15 protein-coding genes are annotated in these 20,726 nt (G+C 67.7%); 12 read left to right on the top strand and 3 right to left on the bottom strand.

Annotated elements, in window-relative coordinates; translation table 11 throughout:
• Positions 1–17: 17 nt before the first annotated feature.
• The 5 genes from ACE3RX_RS00605 to ACE3RX_RS00585 all read left to right on the top strand — a co-directional run bounded on the left by ACE3RX_RS00605 (position 18) and on the right by ACE3RX_RS00585 (position 6,238).
• Complete coding sequence (locus ACE3RX_RS00605; RefSeq protein WP_374479218.1) at positions 18–1,637, top strand: GMC family oxidoreductase; 1,620 nt, start codon at positions 18–20, stop codon at positions 1,635–1,637.
• A 3-nt stretch (positions 1,638–1,640) separates the two neighbouring features.
• A complete protein-coding gene (locus tag ACE3RX_RS00600) occupies positions 1,641–2,642 on the top strand; it encodes an NADP-dependent oxidoreductase (RefSeq protein ID WP_374479216.1) in 1,002 nt (333 codons plus the stop codon).
• A 93-nt stretch (positions 2,643–2,735) separates the two neighbouring features.
• Positions 2,736–4,169 carry an FAD-dependent oxidoreductase gene (locus ACE3RX_RS00595; RefSeq protein ID WP_374479214.1) on the top strand — a complete coding sequence of 478 codons (1,434 nt, stop codon included), beginning with the start codon at positions 2,736–2,738 and terminating at the stop codon, positions 4,167–4,169.
• Positions 4,166–4,948 carry an SDR family NAD(P)-dependent oxidoreductase gene (locus ACE3RX_RS00590; protein ID WP_374479212.1) on the top strand — a complete coding sequence of 261 codons (783 nt, stop codon included), beginning with the start codon at positions 4,166–4,168 and terminating at the stop codon, positions 4,946–4,948. Before ACE3RX_RS00595 ends, ACE3RX_RS00590 begins: the two co-directional genes overlap by 4 nt.
• 84 nt (positions 4,949–5,032) lie before the next feature.
• Entirely contained in the window at positions 5,033–6,238 is a 1,206-nt protein-coding gene (locus ACE3RX_RS00585) for an SRPBCC family protein (RefSeq protein WP_374479210.1), read from the top strand.
• A gap of 86 nt (positions 6,239–6,324) precedes the next feature.
• Here the strand turns inward: ACE3RX_RS00585 and ACE3RX_RS00580 are convergent, their stop codons facing one another.
• Complete coding sequence (locus ACE3RX_RS00580; RefSeq protein WP_374479208.1) at positions 6,325–6,651, bottom strand: hypothetical protein; 327 nt, start codon at positions 6,649–6,651, stop codon at positions 6,325–6,327.
• Between the two features lie 260 nt (positions 6,652–6,911).
• On the opposite strand from ACE3RX_RS00580, the gene ACE3RX_RS00575 reads away from it, so the two are divergent.
• Complete coding sequence (locus ACE3RX_RS00575; protein ID WP_374479417.1) at positions 6,912–10,046, top strand: ATP-binding protein; 3,135 nt, start codon at positions 6,912–6,914, stop codon at positions 10,044–10,046.
• Between the two features lie 36 nt (positions 10,047–10,082).
• Here ACE3RX_RS00575 and ACE3RX_RS00570 read toward each other — a convergent pair whose 3' ends face one another.
• Both ACE3RX_RS00570 and ACE3RX_RS00565 read right to left on the bottom strand, forming a co-directional pair.
• A complete protein-coding gene (locus tag ACE3RX_RS00570) occupies positions 10,083–13,043 on the bottom strand; it encodes a PAS domain-containing protein (RefSeq protein WP_374479206.1) in 2,961 nt (986 codons plus the stop codon).
• Positions 13,044–13,120: 77 nt separating this feature from the next.
• A complete protein-coding gene (locus ACE3RX_RS00565) occupies positions 13,121–14,704 on the bottom strand; it encodes a tetratricopeptide repeat protein (RefSeq protein ID WP_374479204.1) in 1,584 nt (527 codons plus the stop codon).
• A gap of 244 nt (positions 14,705–14,948) precedes the next feature.
• Between ACE3RX_RS00565 and ACE3RX_RS00560 the strand changes: the two genes are divergently transcribed.
• From ACE3RX_RS00560 to ACE3RX_RS00535, 6 genes are all read left to right on the top strand, one after another.
• Positions 14,949–16,337 (top strand): SRPBCC family protein, encoded by a 1,389-nt coding sequence (locus tag ACE3RX_RS00560; RefSeq protein WP_374479202.1) that lies wholly within the window; start codon positions 14,949–14,951, stop codon positions 16,335–16,337.
• A 395-nt stretch (positions 16,338–16,732) separates the two neighbouring features.
• Positions 16,733–17,719, top strand: coding sequence for a thiamine pyrophosphate-dependent dehydrogenase E1 component subunit alpha (locus ACE3RX_RS00555; protein WP_079435212.1), 987 nt, complete (start codon positions 16,733–16,735; stop codon positions 17,717–17,719).
• Positions 17,716–18,708, top strand: a complete 993-nt coding sequence (locus ACE3RX_RS00550) for an alpha-ketoacid dehydrogenase subunit beta (protein ID WP_374479200.1) — start codon at positions 17,716–17,718, stop codon at positions 18,706–18,708. Before ACE3RX_RS00555 ends, ACE3RX_RS00550 begins: the two co-directional genes overlap by 4 nt.
• A gap of 31 nt (positions 18,709–18,739) precedes the next feature.
• A complete protein-coding gene (locus tag ACE3RX_RS00545) occupies positions 18,740–18,970 on the top strand; it encodes a biotin/lipoyl-containing protein (RefSeq protein ID WP_374479198.1) in 231 nt (76 codons plus the stop codon).
• Positions 18,970–19,737 (top strand): 2-oxo acid dehydrogenase subunit E2, encoded by a 768-nt coding sequence (locus ACE3RX_RS00540; protein ID WP_374479196.1) that lies wholly within the window; start codon positions 18,970–18,972, stop codon positions 19,735–19,737. The genes ACE3RX_RS00545 and ACE3RX_RS00540 overlap by 1 nt, the downstream gene beginning before the upstream one ends.
• Positions 19,738–19,758: 21 nt before the next feature.
• Positions 19,759–20,556, top strand: coding sequence for an SDR family NAD(P)-dependent oxidoreductase (locus ACE3RX_RS00535; protein WP_374479194.1), 798 nt, complete (start codon positions 19,759–19,761; stop codon positions 20,554–20,556).
• The last annotated feature ends 170 nt before the right edge of the window (positions 20,557–20,726 follow it).

Here is a 20,726-nt window from a genome sequence, read left to right as displayed (position 1 = left end):
GGAGGAGAACGGCATTCATGGAACACTACGACTACATCGTCGTCGGCGCCGGTTCGGCCGGCTGCGTGCTGGCCAACCGCCTGTCGGAGGACGGCCGTAGCCGCGTGCTGCTGCTGGAGGCTGGCGATCACAACGCGACGCCGCTGGTGAACATGCCCAAGGGCTTCGCCAAGCTGGTCGCGATGCCGGCCCATGCCTGGCACTTTCCGGTCCAGCAGCCGCGCCTGCCGGGTCTGCCGCCCGGCGAGATGTGGGTGCGCGGCAAGGGCCTCGGCGGCTCCAGCGCCATCAACGGCATGATCTACGTGCGCGGCCAGCCGGAAGACTACGAAGCCTGGGGCGAGGCGGCGGGGGCCGACTGGAACTGGGCGACGATGAAGGAAGTCTTCCGCACCATCGAGAACCATGACCTCGGCGCCGACGAGCTGCGTGGCGTGGGCGGACCGCTGCACGTCAGCGCCGGCAAGTTCCGCTACCCGGTCAGCGAGGCGATGATCCGCGCCGGCCAGGACATGGGCCTGCAGCGCAAGGAAGACCTCAACCGGGAGGACCAGGAAGGCGTCGGCTATTACGCCCACACCATCCACAAGGGGCGGCGCTGGAGCGCCGCCAAGGCCTTCCTGGAGCCGGCCCGGCGGCGGCCCAACCTGAAGGTGATGACCGGCGTGCACGTGGACCGGGTGCTGTTCGACGGCACGCGGGCGGTCGGCGTGGCCGGCCGGCGCAACGGCGAGGCAGTCAGCTACCGCTGCCGCGGCGAGGTGATCCTGTCCGGCGGCGCGATGCTGACGCCGAAGATCCTGCAGCTGTCCGGTATCGGCCCCGGCGCGGTGCTGCAGAAGGCCGGCGTGCCGGTGCTGGTGGATGCGCCTGACGTGGGCCGCCGCATGCGCGAGCACCTGGGCTTCCTGCTGCCGTTCCGCCTGAAGAACGACAAGGGCCTCAACCACCGTTTCCGCGGCCTCGGCCTGGTGCGCAGCGTGCTGGAGTACTACCTGCTGCGCAGCGGTCCGATGGCCACCGGGCCCTTTGAGGTGGGCGCCTTCGTGCGCACCTCGCCGGCGGTGAAGACGCCGGACGCCCAGCTCTATCTGTCGGCCTTCACCTATCCGCGCAGTGACGACAACTTCCCGGTGCCGGACGGCGTCGAGGATCAGCCCGGCATCACCGCCTACGGCCAGCTGGTGCGCCTGAGCAGCGAAGGTGAAATGTCCATCACCTCCGCCGACCCGAATGCCGCGATGGACATCAAGCCCAACTGGCTGAGCACCGACGAGGACTGCCGTGCAGCCATCGACATGCTCCGCTACATGCGCCGCTACATGCGTCAGCCGGCGCTGGCCGGCTATGTCGGGGAGGAGCTCGGCCCCGGCGTCGCCTGTGAGACCGATGAGCAGATTCTCGACCTGTTCCGCCGCGCCTCCCTGTGCGGCACCCACGCCGTCGCCACCTGCCGGATGGGCCGCGATGCCGCTTCCGTCGTCGATGAACGCCTGCGCGTGCGTGGCGTGCAGGGCCTGCGCGCGGCGGACTGTTCGGTCATGCCGGCGCCGATCTCCGGTAACACCAACGGGCCGGCGATGGCGCTGGGCTGGCAGGCCTCCAAGCTGATCTTGGCTGATCGGGCGGGGGGCTGAGCGATGGCCGAAACCAACCTGAAAGTCGTCCTCGCCAGCCGGCCCGACGGCAAGCCCTCCACCGCCAACTTCCGCGTCGAGACAGGGCCGTTGCCGGAGCCCGCCGAAGGCGAGGTGCTGGTACGCAACCAGTGGCTGTCCATCGACCCCTACATGCGTGGCCGCATGATGGACATCCGCACCTATGCCGAGCCGGTGGCGCTGGGCGACGTGATGGTGGGCGATACCGCCGGTGTTGTCGTCGCGTCGCGCCATGCCGATTTCGCGGTCGGTGACGCGGTGGCCGGCCCCCTCGGCTGGCAGCGCTACGGCACGCTGCCGGGCCAGGCCCTGCGCCGTGTGGACACGGCCCGCGTGCCGCTGTCGGCCGGCCTCGGCGTGGCCGGCATGCCCGGTGTCACCGCGTGGGTCGGACTGATGGACCTGTGCGCGCCGCAGGCCGGCGAGACGGTGGTGGTCACCGCAGCGTCGGGCGGTGTCGGCGGTGTGGCCGGCCAGCTGGCGCGCATCGCCGGCTGTCGCGTGGTCGGCGTGGCCGGCGGGCCTGACAAGTGCCGCCACGTGGTGGAAGACCTGGGCTTCGACGCCTGCCTCGACTACCGCGCCGAGGACTTCCGCCAGCAGCTCAAGGCGGCGGTGCCGCAGGGTATCGACTGCATCTTCGACAACGTCGGCGGGCCAGTGCTTGACGCGCTGGTCGGCCGCCTCAAGCCGTTTGCGCGGGTGGCCCTGTGCGGCGCCATCTCGGAGGTGGATAACCCCAGCCCGACCGGGCTGCGCCGCCTGCTGCCGCTGATCGTCAATCGCGTGAAGCTGCAGGGCTTCATCGTCGGCGACCACCCGGCACGCTGGCCGGTGGCCATTGACGCGCTGTCCGGCCATGTTGCGGCCGGCCGCATCCATTACCGCGAAACCATCGCCGACGGGCTGGAAAACGCCCCGCAGGCGCTCCTTGACCTGCTGGCCGGGCGCAGCCTCGGCAAGCAACTGGTGCGTATCACTTGATTACGACTGCGGGCGAATGAATTCGCCCCCACGGGCAAGCTACGTGTGGGGTCGAATTCATTCGACCACTTACGCAAGAAACGGAGACACAAGATGGACTGGGATTACGACGTGATCATTGTCGGCGGGGGCGGCGCCGGCCTGGCCGCCGCGCTGATGGCTCATAAAGAGGGCGCCCGCTGCATGATCGTCGAGGCCGACGGCCGGCTCGGCGGCGCTACCGCCCAGTCGGGCGGGGTGTTCTACGCCTGCGGCACCAGCGTGCAGCGGGCCGCCGGCATCATGGACGACACGCCCGACGACCTCTACGACTACCTGATGACCCTCAACCAATGGCAGCTGCGCCCGGACCTGATCCGCTACTACGCGGACCACTGCGGCGCCGCGCTGGAATGGCTGATCGAGCTGGGCAGCGAGTTTCCCAAGGAGTGGCTGGTCAAATCGGGCGTGGACACGGTGGCCCGCGGCCATTCCAGCCAGGGGGCGGGTTCCGGCATTGCCGATGCGCTGATCAACGCGGCCGGGGCGAAGGGCATCGATACGGCCCTCGGCAGCCGTGTGGAAGAGATCCTCTTCGAGGACGGCCGGGTCGTCGGCATTCGTGCCGCCGGCGCCGAGCTGCGCGCGCCGACGGTGGTGATCACCAGCGGCGGCTTCGGCAATAACCCGGAGATGTTGCGGCGCCTGTACCCGTCGGCCTGTCACGAGGGCTGGACCTGGGCGGTGCATAAGGACGTGCCTTATGTGCTCGGCGACGGCATCACGCTGGCCGAGAAGCTCGGCGCCGGCGTGGTCGGTCACGACACCGGTCTGGTGCTGCCCACCTCGGGCTTCAGCAAGTCGCTGGAGGCCTTCCTGCCGCCGTGGATCATCGCGGTGAACAAGGAGGGCCGGCGCTTCATGTCCGAGCTGTCGCCGTACAGCGTGTGCGGTTACCTGCTCAATGCGCAGACCGAGCGCAAGGCCTGGGCGATCTTCGACGAACAGGCGTTGGTGGAAGCCAGTACCAACACCAAGTACCTCGACCCCTACAACGCCGGTATCAGCATCCCGACCTGGGAGGAGCCGACCCTGCGCGCCCAGGTCGCGGCCGGCCGCGTCAAGGTGGCGGACAGCCTGGCGGCGCTGGCCGACCAGGTCGGCATCGACGGTGCCGCACTGGCGCAGACCGTGGCCCGCTACAACGCTGACTGCGACGCCGGTGGCGACTTCCAGTTCTTCAAGAAGGCGCCGGCCTACTTCCCGATCCGCCGGGGGCCGTTCTATGCGGTGGAGATCCGCGCCGCGATCATCGGCCTGACCGCCGCCGGCCTCGATATCGACCGCCAGGCCCGCGTGCTCGACGCGCATCAGCAGCCGATCCCCGGTCTCTACGCCGCGGGCGAGGTGCTGGGCTGCTTCCATGGGGCGCGCTACGGTGGTGGCGGCCTGTCGATCGGCAATGCGGTGGTGTTCGGCCGCCTGGCCGGCACCGAGGCAGCCCGCGCTGCGCTGGCGGAACAGGTCGAGACCGGGGTGGCGGCATGAAGCGCCTCGCCGGACGGGTAGTGCTGGTGACCGGTGCGGCACGCGGCATGGGTGCGACGATGGCGCGCCTGTTCCATGCCGAAGGTGCCAGCGTGGTGATCGCCGACATCCTCGATACCGATGGCGCGGCGCTGGCCGACGAGCTCGGCGACGGTGCGCTGTTCCAGCATCTCGATGTGACGGAGGAGGCCGACTGGCAGCGCGTCGTCAGCGAGGTGCTGGAGTGCTGGGGCAGCATCGACGGGCTGGTCAACAACGCCGGCATCAACTTCTCGGAAACCCTGGCCAAGACCGGCCTGGCGGATTTCCGCCGGGTGGTGGACGTGAACCTGGTTGGGCCCTTCCTCGGCATCAAGCACGTGGGGCCGGCGATGGCGGCGCGCGGCTACGGCCGCATCGTCAATATTTCGTCGATCGGCGGCATGACGGCCTGGAACTCGATGGGCGCCTACTGCGCCAGCAAGTGGGGCCTGCGCGGCCTCAGCCGGGTGGCGGCGCTGGAGCTGGGCCAGCGCGGCGTGCGGGTCAATTCGATCCATCCGGGCGGCATCGACACGAGCATGGGCAGCATGTTCGACGGTGACACCGACGCCCTCGACAAGGCTTACCGCAGCCAGCCGGTGCCGCGCATCGGCCGGCCCATCGAGATCGCCCGCATGGCCCTGTTCCTGCTCGGCGAGGAAGCCTCCTACGTGTGCGGCGCCGAGATGGTGGTGGATGGCGGCAACCTGGCCGGCCGCTACTTCGACGGGCTGCCCGGCGCTCCGGCCACTACCTGATCCGGTAGTTGTCGGCAACGGCCGAACGGACGATACTGCGGCCTACATAAAAAACAAACAGTCCTGATGATAAGGAGCGAGACAATGGACAACGTTCAGGTTTACAAGGATCTCATCAAGCGCATGCTGGCCCTCGTCGATGCCGGCACCACCGACAGCGCCGCCGGTGCCTACCGCCAGCCGTCCTCGGTGTATACCGACCAGGCCCTGTTCGAGCGCGAGAAGGCCACCATCTTCAAGGACGAGCCGCAGTTCGTGTGCTTCTCCAGCGACCTGCCGGAGAAGGGCAGCTACTACACCTTCGACGACCTCGGCGTGCCGGTGCTGCTGACCCGCGACAACGAAGGCAAGGTCAATGCCTTCCTCAACGCCTGTACCCACCGCGCCGCGCGCCTGAAGGACGGCTGCGGCAAGACCGCCTCGCTGGCCTGCCCGTACCACAACTGGGGCTTCGACCTGAAAGGCAAGCTGCGCGCGGTGTGGGAAGAGAAGAGCTTCGGCAGCATCGAGAAATCCCTGTACGACCTGGTGCGCCTGCCGGTCGAGGAAAAGTACGGGATGATCTTCGCCGGCATGCACCCCGACGTGAAGGTTTCGGTGGATGAGATCCTCGGTGACATGGCCCCGGTCTTCGAGATGTGGGACCTGGGCTCCCTCGGCTACGTGGCCCAGCACGAGTGGAAGCTGCAGACCAACTGGAAGCTGGCGCTGGACACCTTCTGCGAGGGCTACCACTTCCTGGCCCTGCACAAGAACACCCTCGGCGGCATCTCCATCGGCAACACCTCGGCCTTCGATACCTTTGGCCCCGAGGGGCGCAACCATCGCCTGGCCTTTCCCAACGAGAGCATCAAGCGCCTGAAGGAGATCCCCGAGTCCGAATGGACGCTGGACATCTTCAACGACTTCCAGCTGGTGCACTTCATCTACCCCAACACCTCGTTGCTGGTGTCGCCGGTGTCGGTGGAGTTCTTCAAGCTCTATCCCGGTGACAAGCCCGGTGAGCACCGCACCATCTACCGCAGCTACGTACGCCAGGGCGGCGAGAAGGGCTGGGATGGCAACACGCCGCAGGAGCACTTCGAGTTCATCTGCAAGGTGGTGGATGAGGAGGACTACTGGGTGTCCACCAACGTGATGAAGAACCTCAACGCCGGCATGCTGCGCTACAGCACCTTCGGTGCCAACGAGCCGGCCCTGCAGAACATGCACAAGGCTTTCCTGCGCGGCGTCGGCGAGGTGCCGACCGAAGCGCCGCCGACCAAGGTGGGTGTCACCGCCGGCTGCTGAGCGGCTGAGTCAGCGACGCGCGGGTGGAGGGACCACCCCGGGGTTTAGCCCCGGGGTGGTCCCTTCGTTTTTTTGTTTCCGGGGTGTCAGTCCTTGCCCTCGATCAGTGCGTCGCGGCGCTGGCGCAGGCCTTCGGGCATCACCAGGGTTTGCCGGTCCCAGCCTTCCAGTTCCAGTACCTGGGTCAGGCAGTCCTCCATCAGTCGATGGGCTTGCAGCGCCGCATCGGCGATCGTGCGGTGGACGGCCGGCGCCGTGTCGCTGTTCTCGAGGCATTTGCGCTGGTAGCGGATCAGATCGCGCAGGGTGAAGAGTTCAGAGGCCACCTGGCCGGGGCAGGCGCACATGTACAGCGTGGCCTCGTCGACGATCTTTTCCAGTTCGTCATCGCGAAATTGCTGTTGCAGATCCATGGGCAGGGTGTCGATCTAAAGTGATTGGAGGGACTGGCGGGTGGCACGACTGGGTGTCGCGTTCTCATCCCGCGCGGGCTCGCGCCAAAAAAATGTCGTAGCCTGGTGGTTTGTGAAGTGTCGCATAGCGTTGGCCAGGCTGCTGGGAGAGCCTTCCTACACGTGGTGTGTTGGATTCGCCGCTTCCGCATTGTATTCCCGAGCCCACGCGGGGTGGCAGGCATGCGGAGGCAAGGGCGGAGGAGTGGTGCAAGGTGTCGATGCAACTGCGAGCCGGCGTGTGGAGGAATGCGTTCTCGGTCCTGCCTTTGAAGATCAAGGCAGCACTGCTGTCGGTGCTCGTCTTCACGGCCGGGATCGGGGCGCTGGCCTGGCATGTGGCCAGCGGCCTGCGTGACGATTTCGAAGCCCTGATCGGCCACGAGCAGGCCACCGCGGCGAGTTTCCTGGCGCGTACGCTGGATGCGGAACTGCACTTCCGCCTCGATACGCTCAAGGTGATGGCGGAGCACATCGCGGCCTTGCCGGACCCGTCCGCGCGTGCGGTGCAGGACTATCTGCTGACCCAGCCGATGGCCAATCGCTTGTTCACCCGTGACGTGTATGTGATCTGGCGCGATGGCGTGCGCATCGCGGAGAGTCCGGTGCGCGGCCATGTCGGCAGCCACTACCGGGACGCCGGGTATTTCGTGAGCCTGATGGAGAGCCGCAAGCCGGTGATCCGCGCGTGGTTCGGGCGTTTTGCGCGCCAGCCGGTGCTGCTGGCCGCGGTCCCGATCGTCGATCGCCACGGACAACTGCTCGGTGCCATGTGCGGCGCCGAACTGATCGAGAAGGGCAGCCATTTCCACCTGACCGAGGAAGTCCGCAACGGGCAGACCGGCGGTTTTCACGTGTATGCCCTCGAGCAGCGCATTTTCGCGGCCAGTACGGACGCGAGCCGGGTCCTGCGTCCGCTGCCCGGGGCGGGCGTCAATCCGCTGCTCGATCGCCGCCTGGAGGGTTACCTCGGGCCCGGGCGGACGGTGGACTCGAAAGGGGTGGACCTGATCAGCGCCGCCGCGCCGGTGATGGATGGGCAGTGGCTGGTGGTGTCCTATCTGCCCACCGCCGAAGCCTTCGCCCCGCTGCGGGAGGCGACCGGCCGCATCTATGGTGGAGCGGCGCTGGCTGCGCTACTCGCCGGCGGATTGATCTGGTTCGGCCTGCGCCGTGCGTTGGCCCCTCTCGAACGGGCGACGCAGCGGATCGGCGAGTCCGTTGCCGGGGAACTGCCGGCGGTGCAGCTGGAAGAGTCCGGCAGCCGCGAGATCCGCCTGCTGCTGCACAACTTCAACGTGCTGCAGGCGCAGGTTGCGGGCCAGAAGGATTTCATCAGCAAGGAGCGGGACCGCCTGGAGCGTGAGGTGTCGGTGCGCACGGCCGAGCTGCGGGCCGCCAATGCGGCGCTGAGCCAGCGTTCGGTGGAGGTCGAGGATCTCTATAACCGGGCGCCTTGTGGCTACCACTCGGTGGATCGTGATGGGGTTTTCCTGCGCATCAACGATACGGAGCTGGAATGGTTGGGTTACCAGCGTGGGGAAGTGGTCGGCAAGTTGCATCTGACCGATGTCCTCACCGCGGAGTTGGCGCAGCACTTCGAGGCAAATTTCGCCCGCTTCCAGGAGGATGGCTTTGTTCAGGATCTGGAATGGGAGCTGCGTTGCAAGGACGGAAGCACGATGGCGGTGCTTATCAATTCGACGGCGATTCGCGACGCTGCGGGTCGCTTCGTCGCGTCCCGCACCACCGTCTTCGACAACCGCCAGCGCAAGGCGCTGGAACTGGCTTTGCGCAAGAGCGAAGCGCTGCTGCACGGGGTGCTCGACAACGTACCGGCGCTGATCGCCTACTGGAACCGCGACCTGCACAATGAATTCGCCAACAACGCCTTCGAGGGCATGTTCGGGCTCACGCCGCGGGAAGTGAAGGGGTTGCATCTGCGCCAGGTGATCGGCCCAGAGGCGTTCGAGATGACCCGTCCCCACATAGAGGCTGTGCTGCGCGGGCAGATGCGATCCTTCGAGCGTCCGTTGGTGGATGTGCGTGGCGTGCGCAGGTGGACCCAGGTGCAGTACATCCCCGACTACCAGGACGGCGTCGTGTGCGGCTACTTTGCCCTGGCTTCCGACATCACTTTGGCGAAGGAGAGGGAGCGGGAGATCGAGGCCCTGAACGAGGAGCTGGCCCACCGCGCCGACGAGGCGGAAAGCGCGACCCGCGCCAAGAGCGTGTTCCTCGCCAACATGAGTCATGAGATCCGTACCCCGATGAACGCGATCATCGGCCTCACCCACGCGCTGCGCCGAACCGGCATCGATGGGATGCAGGCCGGCATGCTGGACAAGATCCTCGGCTCCGCCGACCACCTGCTGGGGGTCATCAACGACATCCTCGACATCTCCAAGATCGAGGCCGACAAGCTGGTCCTCGAAAAGGCCGATTTCGACTTCGCCACGGTCCTCGCGCGGATTGGCTCGATGCTCGGCGAGCGCCTGCGCGAGAAGGGCCTGGAGCTGGTCTTCGATGTGCCCGGGGAACTGGGCTGGCTCAATGGCGATGCGGTGCGCCTGAGCCAGGCCCTGCTCAACTATCTGGGCAACGCGGTCAAATTCACCGAGCACGGCCGCATCACGCTGCGCGTGCGGATCGTCGAGGCGGCCGGTGAGCGCCTGCTGCTGCGTTTCGAGGTCGAAGACACCGGCATCGGCATCCCGGCCGAGGCCCTGCCGCGCCTGTTCATGGCCTTCGAGCAGGCCGACGACTCGACCACCCGCAAGTACGGCGGTACCGGCCTCGGGCTGGCGATCACCCGCCGCCTGGCCCGCCTGATGGGCGGCGAGGCCGGTGTGCGCAGCGAGCCGGGCGTCGGCAGCACCTTCTGGCTCACGGCGCGCTTCCGCCGCGCCGTGGCGCCCGCCGTCAGCATCGCCGAGCAGCAGTCGGGCGACCGCCTGCCGGCGGATGTCATCCTCCGCCGCGATCACGCCGGCGCGCGCATCCTGCTGGTGGAGGACGAGCCCCTCAACCAGGAAGTGGCGCGCTTCTTCCTGGACGAATGCGGCCTGCAGACGACCGCGGTCGGCGATGGCGCGGAAGCGGTGGCGCGGATCGCCGTCGAAGACTTCGACCTGGTCTTGATGGACATGCAGATGCCGGTGATGGATGGCCTCGAGGCGACCCGCCGGATCCGCCTGTTGCCCGGCAAGGCGAAGCTGCCGATCCTGGCGATGACTGCCAATGCCTTCGCCGAAGACCGCCAGCACTGCCTCGACGCGGGCATGAACGACTTCGTCGCCAAGCCCGTCGAGCCGGCTGCGTTCTACGCGGTGCTGTTGCGCTGGCTGGAGGCGTGATGACTAGGGATTGCCGGGGGCAAGGGGGACGCTCCGTCAGCCCTCGCCGGGCTTCGTCAGCCACTTGAGGAGGGTGGTGTACAGGACTTCGGGTTCAAAGGGTTTCGCGATGAAGTCGTTCATGCCGGCGGCCAGGCAGTTCTCCCGGTCTTCGGCGAAGGCGTTGGCGGTCAGGGCCAGGATCGGAACGTCGGCGCGGCCGGGCAGGCGGCGGATCTCCCGGGTGGCCTGCAGGCCGTCCATCACCGGCATCTGGATGTCCATCAGGATCAGCGCGTAGTCCCGCTCGCCGGCCAGGCGCAGGGCTTCTCCGCCGTCCGTCGCCAGGTCGCAACCCAGGCCGGCGTCGCTGAGCAGCAGCAGGGCGACCTCCTGGTTCACCGGGTTGTCCTCGACGAGCAGGATGCGGGCCCCGGCGTGGTCCCGGCCGAGCACGGTTTCCGGGCGCTCGTCGGCGGCGGGGGCGGCCGGGGGCGGCGGGTTGAGCGGCTTGCCGAAGTGGCCGCTCAGCCAGAAGGTGCTGCCGGCCCCCGCTGCGCTGCGTACGCCGACCTCGCCCCCCATCAGCTGGGCGATGTGGCGGGTGATCGCCAGCCCGAGGCCGGTGCCGCCGTACTTGCGGGTGGTGGAGTTGTCGGCCTGCTCGAAGGCCTCGAAGAGGTGGGCCTGCTGCTCCGTCGACATGCCGATGCCGGTGTCGCTGACCTCGAAGCGCAGCAGGTAGCCGGTGTCGTCCTCGGCCAACAGGCGGCCGTGCAGGGTGATCGCGCCGTGCTCGGTGAACTTCAGCGCGTTGCCGATGTAATTGACCAGGGCCTGGGACAGGCGGGTCGGGTCGCCATGCAGGACGGGCGGCAGGCTCGCGACATCGGTGCGCAGCTGCAGGCCCTTCGCGGCCACCGCGTCGCTGGTGACCGCCAGGGTGGCGTCGAGCATTTCGCGCAGGGTGAAATCCCGCTCATTGAGCGTCAGCTTGCCGGCTTCGATCTTCGACAGGTCGAGGATGTCGTTGATGATCTGCAGCAGATGCTTGCCGGAGGCTTCGATCTTGTCGAGCTGTTCGGCCTGGCGCTCGCTGACCGTGCTGCGGCGCATCAGGTGGGCCATGCCGATGATGCCGCTCAGCGGAGTGCGGATCTCGTGGCTCATGTTGGCCAGGAAGGCGCTCTTGGCGATGTTGGCGGCCTCGGCGGCGGCGGTCGCGTCGGCCAGTTCGAGGGTGCGGGTGGCGACCAGCTCTTCCAGGTGGTGGCGGTAGCGGTCGAGTTCTTCCTGGGTGCGCTGCCTCTCGGTAATGTCTTCCTGTACCGCCACGTAATGGCTGATGCGGCCGTCGGCCTGGCGGATCGGGGTGATGATGGACAGGGCGGTGTAGTCGCTGCCGTCCTTGCGGCGGTTGAACAGCTCGCCCTTCCAGGCCTCGCCCTGTACGAGGGTCTGCCACAGGGCGCGGAAGGTGGCGGTGGGTGTGCGGCCCGAGCGCAGGAAGCGCGGATTCTGCTGCAGCACCTCCTCGCGGCTGTAGCCGGTGTTGCGCACAAAGGCTTCGTTCACGTACTCGATCCGGGCCTCGAGGTCGGTGATGAAGATGTTCTCGGGGCTTTGCTCCACCGCCTGGGCCAGCTTGCGCAGCTCTTCCTCGACCTTCTTGCGCTCGGTGATGTCCAGCGCGATGCGGCACACGAAGCGCGCTGCGCCCGAGGCGTCGAGGATCGGGAAAATGTGCGACATGAAGGTGTGCGGCTGGCCGTCCACCAGCATGCTCTCCTCGATGACGTGGCACTGCAGGCTTTCCAGCACGCGCGCATCGTTGGCCTGGAAGCTCCGGGCGGTTTCCGCCGGAAAAAGGTCGAAATCGGTCTTGCCGATCACCTCGTCCTCGCCGAGGCCGTGAATCTCCTGGAAATTGGGGTTGGCCAGCGCGTAGCGGCCGTCCGGCGTCTTGAGGGTGAGCGGCGACGGGGAGTGGCGGATGATCGCGCCGAGCTTGAAGTCCCGCTCCATCAGCGCCGCTTCGGCTTGGTAGCGCTCGGTGATGTCGCGGGACAGGATCATGAAGCGTGCGGCGGGGCCGCCGTCGCAGCCCTTGCGGGTGACCGACAGCTCGAACCATTTGGCGTCCCGGCCACGCCCGAGGCGGACCACCTGGCCGTAGGCGTGGCCCTTGGCGGCGGCCTCGCGGATCGCCGCCAGCACGCCTTCGGCGGCATCGGCTGGGAGCACCTCGCTGACGCTGCGGCCGAGCAGGCGGCTTTCCTGATCGGCCAGCAGTTCGGCGTTCTGGGCCCAGATGCCCCGATAGACGCCCTGGGCGTCCATGTCGAAGAGCAGGTCGGGGATCGCCTGCAGGGTGGCGGTCAGTTCGGCGTTCAGCTGGCGGATCGTCGTCGCGGTGTGCTGGCGTTCGGTGATGTCGCGGGCAATCCCGAAGATGCCGATGGTCCGGCCCTGGCTGTCCTTGAGGGGGCCCTTGGTGGCCTGGAAGACGCGGCTACCGCCGAGCGTATCGAGGATCTCCTCGTGGGTCTGGGTCTCGCCGGAGGCGACGATCTGCCGGTCGATGGCGTGCAGCATGTCGGCCTGGGCCGGCGGAAAAAAGGCGTGGTCATCATGGCCGATCACCTCGTCTTCGCGCTTGCCGACGAAGCGGCAGCTGGCCCGGTTGGCGAGCAGGTAGCGCCCATCCAGGTCCTTGGCGAAGATGGCGTCGTCCGAACCGTCGGCAATGGCGCCGAGCAGGTTCAGGGTGCGCAGGCGTTCGGCACGTTCGTTCTCGGCGCGCAGCCAGGCCCGCCGCATCAGTACGTACAGCAGCAGGGCGGTGACCGCCACGAAGACCCAGCCCTTGGCGATGCTGGCGGCGGTCATCTGGGCCGGGGTGGTGAACAGCAGTTCGACCGCCTTGTCGGACAGCAGGATCCACAGGGAGGCAAAGACCGTGTAGATCCCGACGATCCTCGGAATGTGCTGGCCTCGGTCGGCGGGAAGGCGCGGCATGAAGTTCTCGCTACGGAAGGCGGGTCGATCGGTCCCCGCATCATCGTCAGCGTGGCGGGAAACTGCAATCCCGTTTTTCACTTAGCCCGCAATTCTTCCAGTGCTTTCGCGACGGATGCCACAACGGCGCTCCAGTCGTCGTGCCTGGTCTGACGGAAAAGGCGCAGGTCCGGATACCAGGGGCTGTCCGTCCGGCCTTCCGGCCAGCGCCAGTCGGCCTTGCGGGCCGGGAGCAGGACCCAGCAGCGGCGGCCGAGGGCGCCGGCCAGGTGGGCCACGGCGGTGTCCACGCTGATCACCAGGTCGAGGCCCGCAATCAGGGCGGCGGTGTCGGCGAAGTCGCCGAGCTGCGGGGCGAGGTCGACGAGCGGCTGGCCCGGCGGCGGCGCGACTGCCAGGCTGGCGGGAGAGGGCTTCTGCACGCTGAAGAAGTGGACGCCCGGCACGGCCCACAAGGGGGCGAGGGTTGCCAGGCCCGGCAGGGAGCGCGCCCGGTCGTTGGCATGGCGGGGATTGCCGCGCCAGACCAGGCCGACCCGCAGTGTGCCGGCGGGGGCGTCGGCCTCCAGCAGGGCTTGCAGCCGGCGCTGGCGGGCTGGGTCCGGATGCAGGTAGGGCACCGGGGCCGGAATGCTGTCCCAGGTGGTGCCGGCACGCAGGGGCAGGCTCAGGGCCACGGTCCAGTAGTCATGTTGCGGCAGCTGCGCCTGGCCCTCGTCCGCATCGATCACCTGGTCGGCGCCGGCGAGGGTGTGCATCAGCGCGGTCAGCCCGGGGCGGCAGGCCAGCGTGACCCGCGCGGCGCCGAGCGACTTCAGCCACGGGACGTAGCGGCAGAACTGGATGTCGTCGCCGTAGCCCTGTTCGGGCAGCACGATGATCGAACGACCGCGCAGGGACTCGCCCTGCCATTGGGGAGGTGTTGTGTGGGGGGCAGGGACTTCGCCCCGTCGCCAGGCAAGCGCCAGCCGGCTTTCGTGCAGGGCCCAGCCTTCGTCGAAGCGGCCCTGGCGCAGCAGGAGCTGGGCCAGGTTTACCCGGCACTGGGGAAAATCCGGCCGCAGCGCGAGGGCCTGGCGGAAGGCCGCTTCGGCGGCCGTGGCCTGCCCCTGGTCGGCGAGCAGCACGCCCAGGTTGCAGTGGGCGGTGGCGAAGCCGGCGTCGTGGACGAGGGCCGTGTGGTAGCTGGCGAGGGCTTCCTCCGGGCTGTCGTGGGCGAGCAGGTCGCCGAGGTTGGTGAGGATGGGCGCGGAGTCCGGCGCGAGGGCCACGGCGCGGCGCTGGTGCTGTTCTGCCTCAGCCAGCGCGCCGCGTTCGGCCAGCAGCAGGCCCAGGTTGGTGTGCAGGTTGGCATCGTCCGGCAGCAGCGCGAGGGCCCGGCGCCAGGCCGCTTCCGCTTCATCGACGGCGCCGAGGCGCTGCAGCGCGATGCCGAGGCCGTTCCAGGCCTGGGAATGGTCCGGCACGAGCTCGCCGAGGCGCTGCCAGTAACGGGCGGCGTCGGTGTCCTGGTCGAGCTGGCTGGCGCTGTCGGCAGCGATCTCCAGCAGCGCCGGCTCGTCGTTGCACAGGCTCAGGCCCATGCGGGCAATGCGCAGCGCGTCACGGGGGTTGTCGGCCAGCAGGGCGAGTGCCGCCTGGGCGACGAAGGGGTTGTCCATGGGCCGGGTCTGGTGCGGAAACAATGATCGGAGCACACAGCATAGAAAGTGGTGGCCGCGCTGCCAAGCTGGTGCGCCATTTAACAAAACAAACAAATATGTTCGTTTGTTGACCGTAATCAAGGTGGGGTTTTCGGGGCCCGGCAGAATCCCTCCATCGCCGCTGCCGGCCCCGGCCGGGTGGCGATCCAGCCAATAAACCCGCCGGTGGCCCGCTGCCGCCAGGCTCAGGAGGAGACTGACAATGAATGCACCCGCACTGCCGCATACCTATCTGCCGCCCGACAACCTTGGCGATCCGGCTACCTTCCAGCGTCTGCTTGCCGAGGAGACGGTGCCGGTGCCCGATTTCCTGCGCCCGGCCCCGGCGCCCGGGTTCGGCGACGCGGACCTGGCGGTCGAACGCTACTTCTCGCCGGACTTCCACCGCCAGGAGATGGAGAAGATGTGGCCGCGGGTGTGGCAGTTCGTGGCCCGCGACGAGGCGATCCCCAATCCGGGCGACCACGTGGTGCACGACATCGGTGAGCGCTCGCTGATCGTCATGCGCGGCAAGGACGGCCAGGTGCGCGCCTTCGCCAATTCCTGCCTGCATCGGGGCATCGCACTGCGCACCGAAGGTGGCCATGTGAAGAGTCTGCGCTGCCCCTTCCACGGCTTCACCTGGGACCTCGCCGGGCGTATGAAGAGCCTGCCGTGTGCCTGGGATTTCAAGCATCTCGGGGAGGCGCGCCAGGACCTGCCGCAGGTCCGCGTGGAGAGCTGGGCCGGCTTCATCTTCATCAACTTCGACCAGAACGCCGCGCCGCTCGCCGACTGGCTGGGCGTGGTACCGGATCACTGTGCCGACTACGACCTGGAGCACGCCACCACGCTGTTGCACGTGCGCAAGCGCATCCCCTGTAACTGGAAGCTGGCCCAGGAAGCCTTCTTCGAATCCTTTCACGTGCGCGCCACCCACCCGCACATCATGACCTTCACCGACGACGTGGACAGCCAGTACGACGTGTTCGGCCCCAACATCGCCCGCTGCATCACGCCGATGTCCATCGCCAGCCCCAACCTGGAGGGGGTCAGCCAGGCCGAAGTGATGCGCGACTGCATCGCCGCGTCGGGCCGCATGGCGGACGCCAATGGCGATGCCCACCGCCTGCCGGACGGCATGACGGCGCGCCAGTACGTCGGCGAAATGAACCGCGCCGCCTACGCCGAGGCCACCGGCCGCGACCTGTCCCACGTCACGCTGGCCGAACTGCAGGACGCGATCCTGTATTCGGTGTTCCCGCACTTCCAGATCTGGGCCGGCTACTTCGGCAACATCGTCTACCGGGCCATGCCGGACGGCAACAACCCGGAGAGCTGCATCTACGACGTGATGGTCCTCGGCCGCCACAAGGCCGGTGAGGCCAAGCAGGCGGCGCCCGCGGTGCATTGGCTGAAGGACGACGAGCCCTTCAGCGCGGCGCCGGAACTCGGCGCGCTGGGCCCGGTGCTCGACCAGGATATGCGCAACCTGCCGCACATGACCCGCGGCCTGAAGTCCTCGCTGACCGGCGTGGTGACGCTGGCCAGCTACCAGGAACTGCGCATCCGCGCGCACCACCGGACGCTGGATACGTATCTGGAGGGGTGAGCGGGCGTCGGGTATGAGTTGGGGGATGGCAGGGGCGGGCGAATGAATTCGCCCCTACAGGTGCCGGAGCGCGAGCCTGGAGCCGAAGCCGAAGCCGAAGCCGAAGCCGAAGCCGAAGCCGGTGCTGGGACTGGGCTTTCTGGTGCGGTGCGATGGGGGCCGGGCCTTCCCCTGTGGGGGCGAATTCATTCGCCCGCCGGCGTGCAACGCTGGAAATCCGCCCGTGACAGGGATCGATGGCCGCACCGAAAAACCTCTTTCGGATCCCCTTGTGCCCCCTGATCACTGCCGATATACTGCAAAAAAACAAACGGGATTGTTGGTTTCTTTTCCGTTTGCCGGATGAGCCGCCGGTTCCACGGCCCCCCGTTACCAACCCAATCGAGAGGTAGGGCATGAGTGAAACGCAGCAACCCAGCAAGGCGGTCCTGCTGGACATTTACCGCATCGCGACGCTGATCAAGCGTGCGGACGACCGCTTCATCGAGCTGATCAAGGCCGGCCAGATCGCCTCGCCGTACTACTCGCCGCGGGGCCAGGAGCTGATCCCGGCGGCGATCTCGGTGAACCTCAAGGCCAGCGACTACGTGGTGACCACCTATCGCGGCATCCACGACCAGCTCGCCAAGGGCATTCCGCTGAAGCCCTTCGTGGCCGAACTGCTCGGCCGCGCCACCGGCACCTGCAAGGGCAAGGGCGGGCCGATGCACGTGACCCACGTCGCGTCCGGCCTGCCGGTGACCACCGGCATCGTCGGTGCCGGCCTGCCGATCGCCAACGGCCTGGCCTGGGCGTCGCAACTCAAGGGCACCGACCAGGTCACGGTGGTCAACTTCGGCGACGGCGCGTCCAACATCGGCGCCTTCCACGAAGCCCTCAATCTGGCCGCAGTATGGAAGCTGCCGGTGCTCTTCGTGTGCCAGAACAACGGCTACGCCGAGCACACCAAGTACGAATACGGTACCGGCGCGGCGACCATCGCCGACCGGGCCATCGGCTACGGCATTCCGGGCGTCGAGGTGGACGGCAACGACGCCGTCGCCATGTGGCAGGCCGCCAGCGCAGCGGTCGCCCGTGCCCGCGCCGGCGAAGGCCCGACCCTGCTGGAAGCCAACACCTTCCGCTTCCGCGGCCACCTGATGGGCGACGACAGCCACTACATCGCCAAGGACGAGATGGCTGCCGCCATCGCCGCCGATCCGCTGCCGCGCTTCCGTGCCTGGCTGATCGCCCAGGGCCACGCCAGCGACGGCCAGCTGTCCGACATCGAGGCCACCAACGCCGCCGCCTTCGAAGAGGCCGTCGAGTACGCCCTCGCCAGCCCTTATCCCGATGTGTCCGAACTCGCCAAGGATGTCGTTGCCGAGGGAGCCCAAGCATGAGCACCGCAGCCAAGAAGATGAATTCCGCCCAGGCCATCAACCTGGCCCTCCATGACGCCATGGCCCTCGACGAATCGGTGGTGGTCCTCGGCGAGGACATCGCCGACCGGGAAGGCGGCGGGGTGTTCAAGTGCACCGCCGGCCTGTCCACCAAGTTCGGCACCGGCCGCGTCAAATCGACGCCGATCGCCGAGCAGGCCATCGTCGGCGCGGCGGTCGGCGGCGCGCTGGCCGGCCTGCGTCCGGTGGCCGAAATCATGCTGATGAACTTCACCACGGTGGCGATGGATCAGATCGTCAACCACGCCGCCAAGCTGCGCTTCATGACGGGCGGCCAGACCCACGTGCCGCTGGTGATCCGCACCACCACCGGCGCCGGCTTCGGCACCGGTGGCCAGCACGCCGACTACCTGGAAGCCTGGTTCGCCCACACCGCCGGCCTGAAGGTCGTCGCCCCGGCAACCCCGGCGGACGCCTACGGCCTGATGCTGTCGTGCATCTTCGACGACGACCCGTGCATCTTCATCGAGAACCTGCCGCTGTACTTCGTCCCCGGCGAAGCGCCGGAGCCCGGCGTGCGGGTGCCGATCGGCAAGGCCAGGATCGTGCAGGAAGGCAGCGACATCACGCTGATCAGCTACAGCAAGACCCTCCACGACGTGATCGGCGTGGCCAAGGAACTGGCCAAGGAAGGTATCGCCGCCGATGTCATCGACCTGCGCACCATCTCCCCGCTGGACATGGACACCATCCTCGCCTCGGCCCGCAAGACCGGCCGCGTGGTGGTGGCCCACGAAGCCCAGGTGGACTTCGGCGTCGGCGCCGAGATCTCCGCGCGCCTGCACAAGGAACTCTTCGGCCAGCTCAAGGCTCCGGTGGCGCGGGTCGGCGCGGCGCGCTCGCCGGTGCCTTTCTCCAAGCCCCTCGAAGCCGCCTTCGTGCCGACCCGCGAACGCATCCTGGCGGCCATTCGCGAAACCCTGAAGTAAGCCAACCCCCAACCCCGACAAGGACAACACCATGGCAACCGAAATCATCCTCCCCAAGCTCGGCTTTTCCGTCAATGAAGCCATCCTGACCGAATGGATGGTGCCGGACGGCGGCGCCGTAGAGAAAGGCCAGCTGCTGTACACGATGGAGAGCGAGAAGTCCGTGCAGGAAGTCGAGGCCCCGGCCGACGGCACCCTGAAGATCATCAAGGAAGCCGGCGAAACCTACGAGGTCGGCACCGTCATCGGCGAGCTCGTGTGATGAGCGCAAAGCCCGAAGCGCCCGCCGTGCCGGCCTGGCCGGCCAGCCTGCCGCCGATGCCGGTGATGGACTTCGGCCTGTTCGGCGAGGTGGAGACGGTGCCGCTGCCGCGCCACCAGAAGCTGGTGGCGTCCTTCCTGGCCCGCAACTGGGCGCAGATCCCCCACGTGTTCCACCAGGACGAGGCCGAACTGCCCGGGCTGGACGCGGCGCGCAAGGCGATCAGCGCCGAGTCCGGCGTGAAGGTTACCCAGGTGGCCTTCCTGGTCAAGGCGGCGGTGAAGGCGCTGCAGGCCTTCCCGCGCTTCAACGCTTCGCTGACGCCGAACGGTGACGGCCTGGTGATGAAGCGCTACTTCCACATCGGCATCGCCGTGGAAACGCCCAACGGCCTCGTTGTGCCGGTCATCCGAGATTGCGACAAGAAGAGCATCCCGGAGATCGCTGCCGAGCTGGCCGAAAAGGCTGAGCGGGCTCGCGGCAAGGGCCTGCCGATCACCGAGATGTCCGGCGGCTGCTTCACCATCAGCTCCCTCGGCAACCTCGGTGGCACCGGCTTTACGCCGATCATCAATGCGCCGGAAGTCGCCATCCTCGGCGTCACCCGTACGGCCGAGCGGCTCAAGTTGGTGGAGGGGCAAGTGGTCGGCGTGCCGGTGCTGCCCTTGTCCCTGAGTTACGACCACCGGGTGATCAACGGTGCCGACGCGGCTCGCTTCACCCGCTGTATCGCCGACGCGCTGGCCGATCCGGCGGCGCTGGCCTGAAACCACGATAAGGACAACAAGATGACGACCCACATTGAGGCAGGAACGCTCCTGCAACGTTTTTCCCTGGAAGGTCGGGTCGCCCTGGTGACCGGGGCCGGTTCCGGCCTGGGTGAACGCATGGCCCACGTGCTGGCGGCGGCCGGCGCCAAGGTGGCCTGCGTCGCGCGCCGCGTCGAGCGCGTCGAGGCGGTCGCCGCGGCGATCCGTGACGCCGGCGGCCAGGCCATGGCCTGCCGCATGGACGTCGGCGACCAGGCCACCATCGGCGCCGCGCTGGACGCCATCGAGCAGCGCTTCGGCAACCCGGCGCACATCCTGGTCAACAACGCCGGCGCCACCGATCCGACGGTGTTCCATCAGATGAGCGAGGCGCAGTGGAACTCGGTGCTCGACGTGAATCTGTCGGGCCCGTTCTTCGTGACCCAGGCCGTGGCGCAGCGCCTGATCGCCGCTGAGCAGGGCGGCTCGATCATCAACATCGCCTCCATTCTCGGCCACCTGGCGTATCCCAACTTCATCAACTACGGTACGACCAAGGGCGCGCTGATCCACATGACGCGCTACATGGCGCTGGACCTGCTGCCTCACGGCATCCGCGTCAATGCGATCGCGCCGGGCTACTTCCCGAGCGAGATGACCAACCCGTTCTACGAATCGGAGGCCGGCAAGAAGGAGATTGCCCACCTGCCCGCCAAACGCCTTGGGCGCCTGGAGGAACTCGACGGTCCGCTGCTGCTCTTGGCCAGCGAAGCGTCGTCGTACATGAACGGCAGTGTCTTGACCGTCGACTATGGACACTCGGTTCGCTTGTCGTAGAATCCTCGCCGGAAAACCTGCTGAAATAAATACATAACACGCGTTTTCCCCCGGCGTCCGCCGGGGGCGCAGCAGAGAGCAAAAGGGCGCTTCACTTTGCCTCGGCGTGCCCTGGCGCTTCACGACTACGCCGGACCGGCGGCCACTGCCCGGATCTGGGGGATACCTAC

It is taken from the genome of Zoogloea sp. (assembly GCF_041914405.1).
GTDB lineage: Bacteria > Pseudomonadota > Gammaproteobacteria > Burkholderiales > Rhodocyclaceae > Zoogloea.
This window is presented reverse-complemented; position numbering and strand designations above follow the sequence as displayed.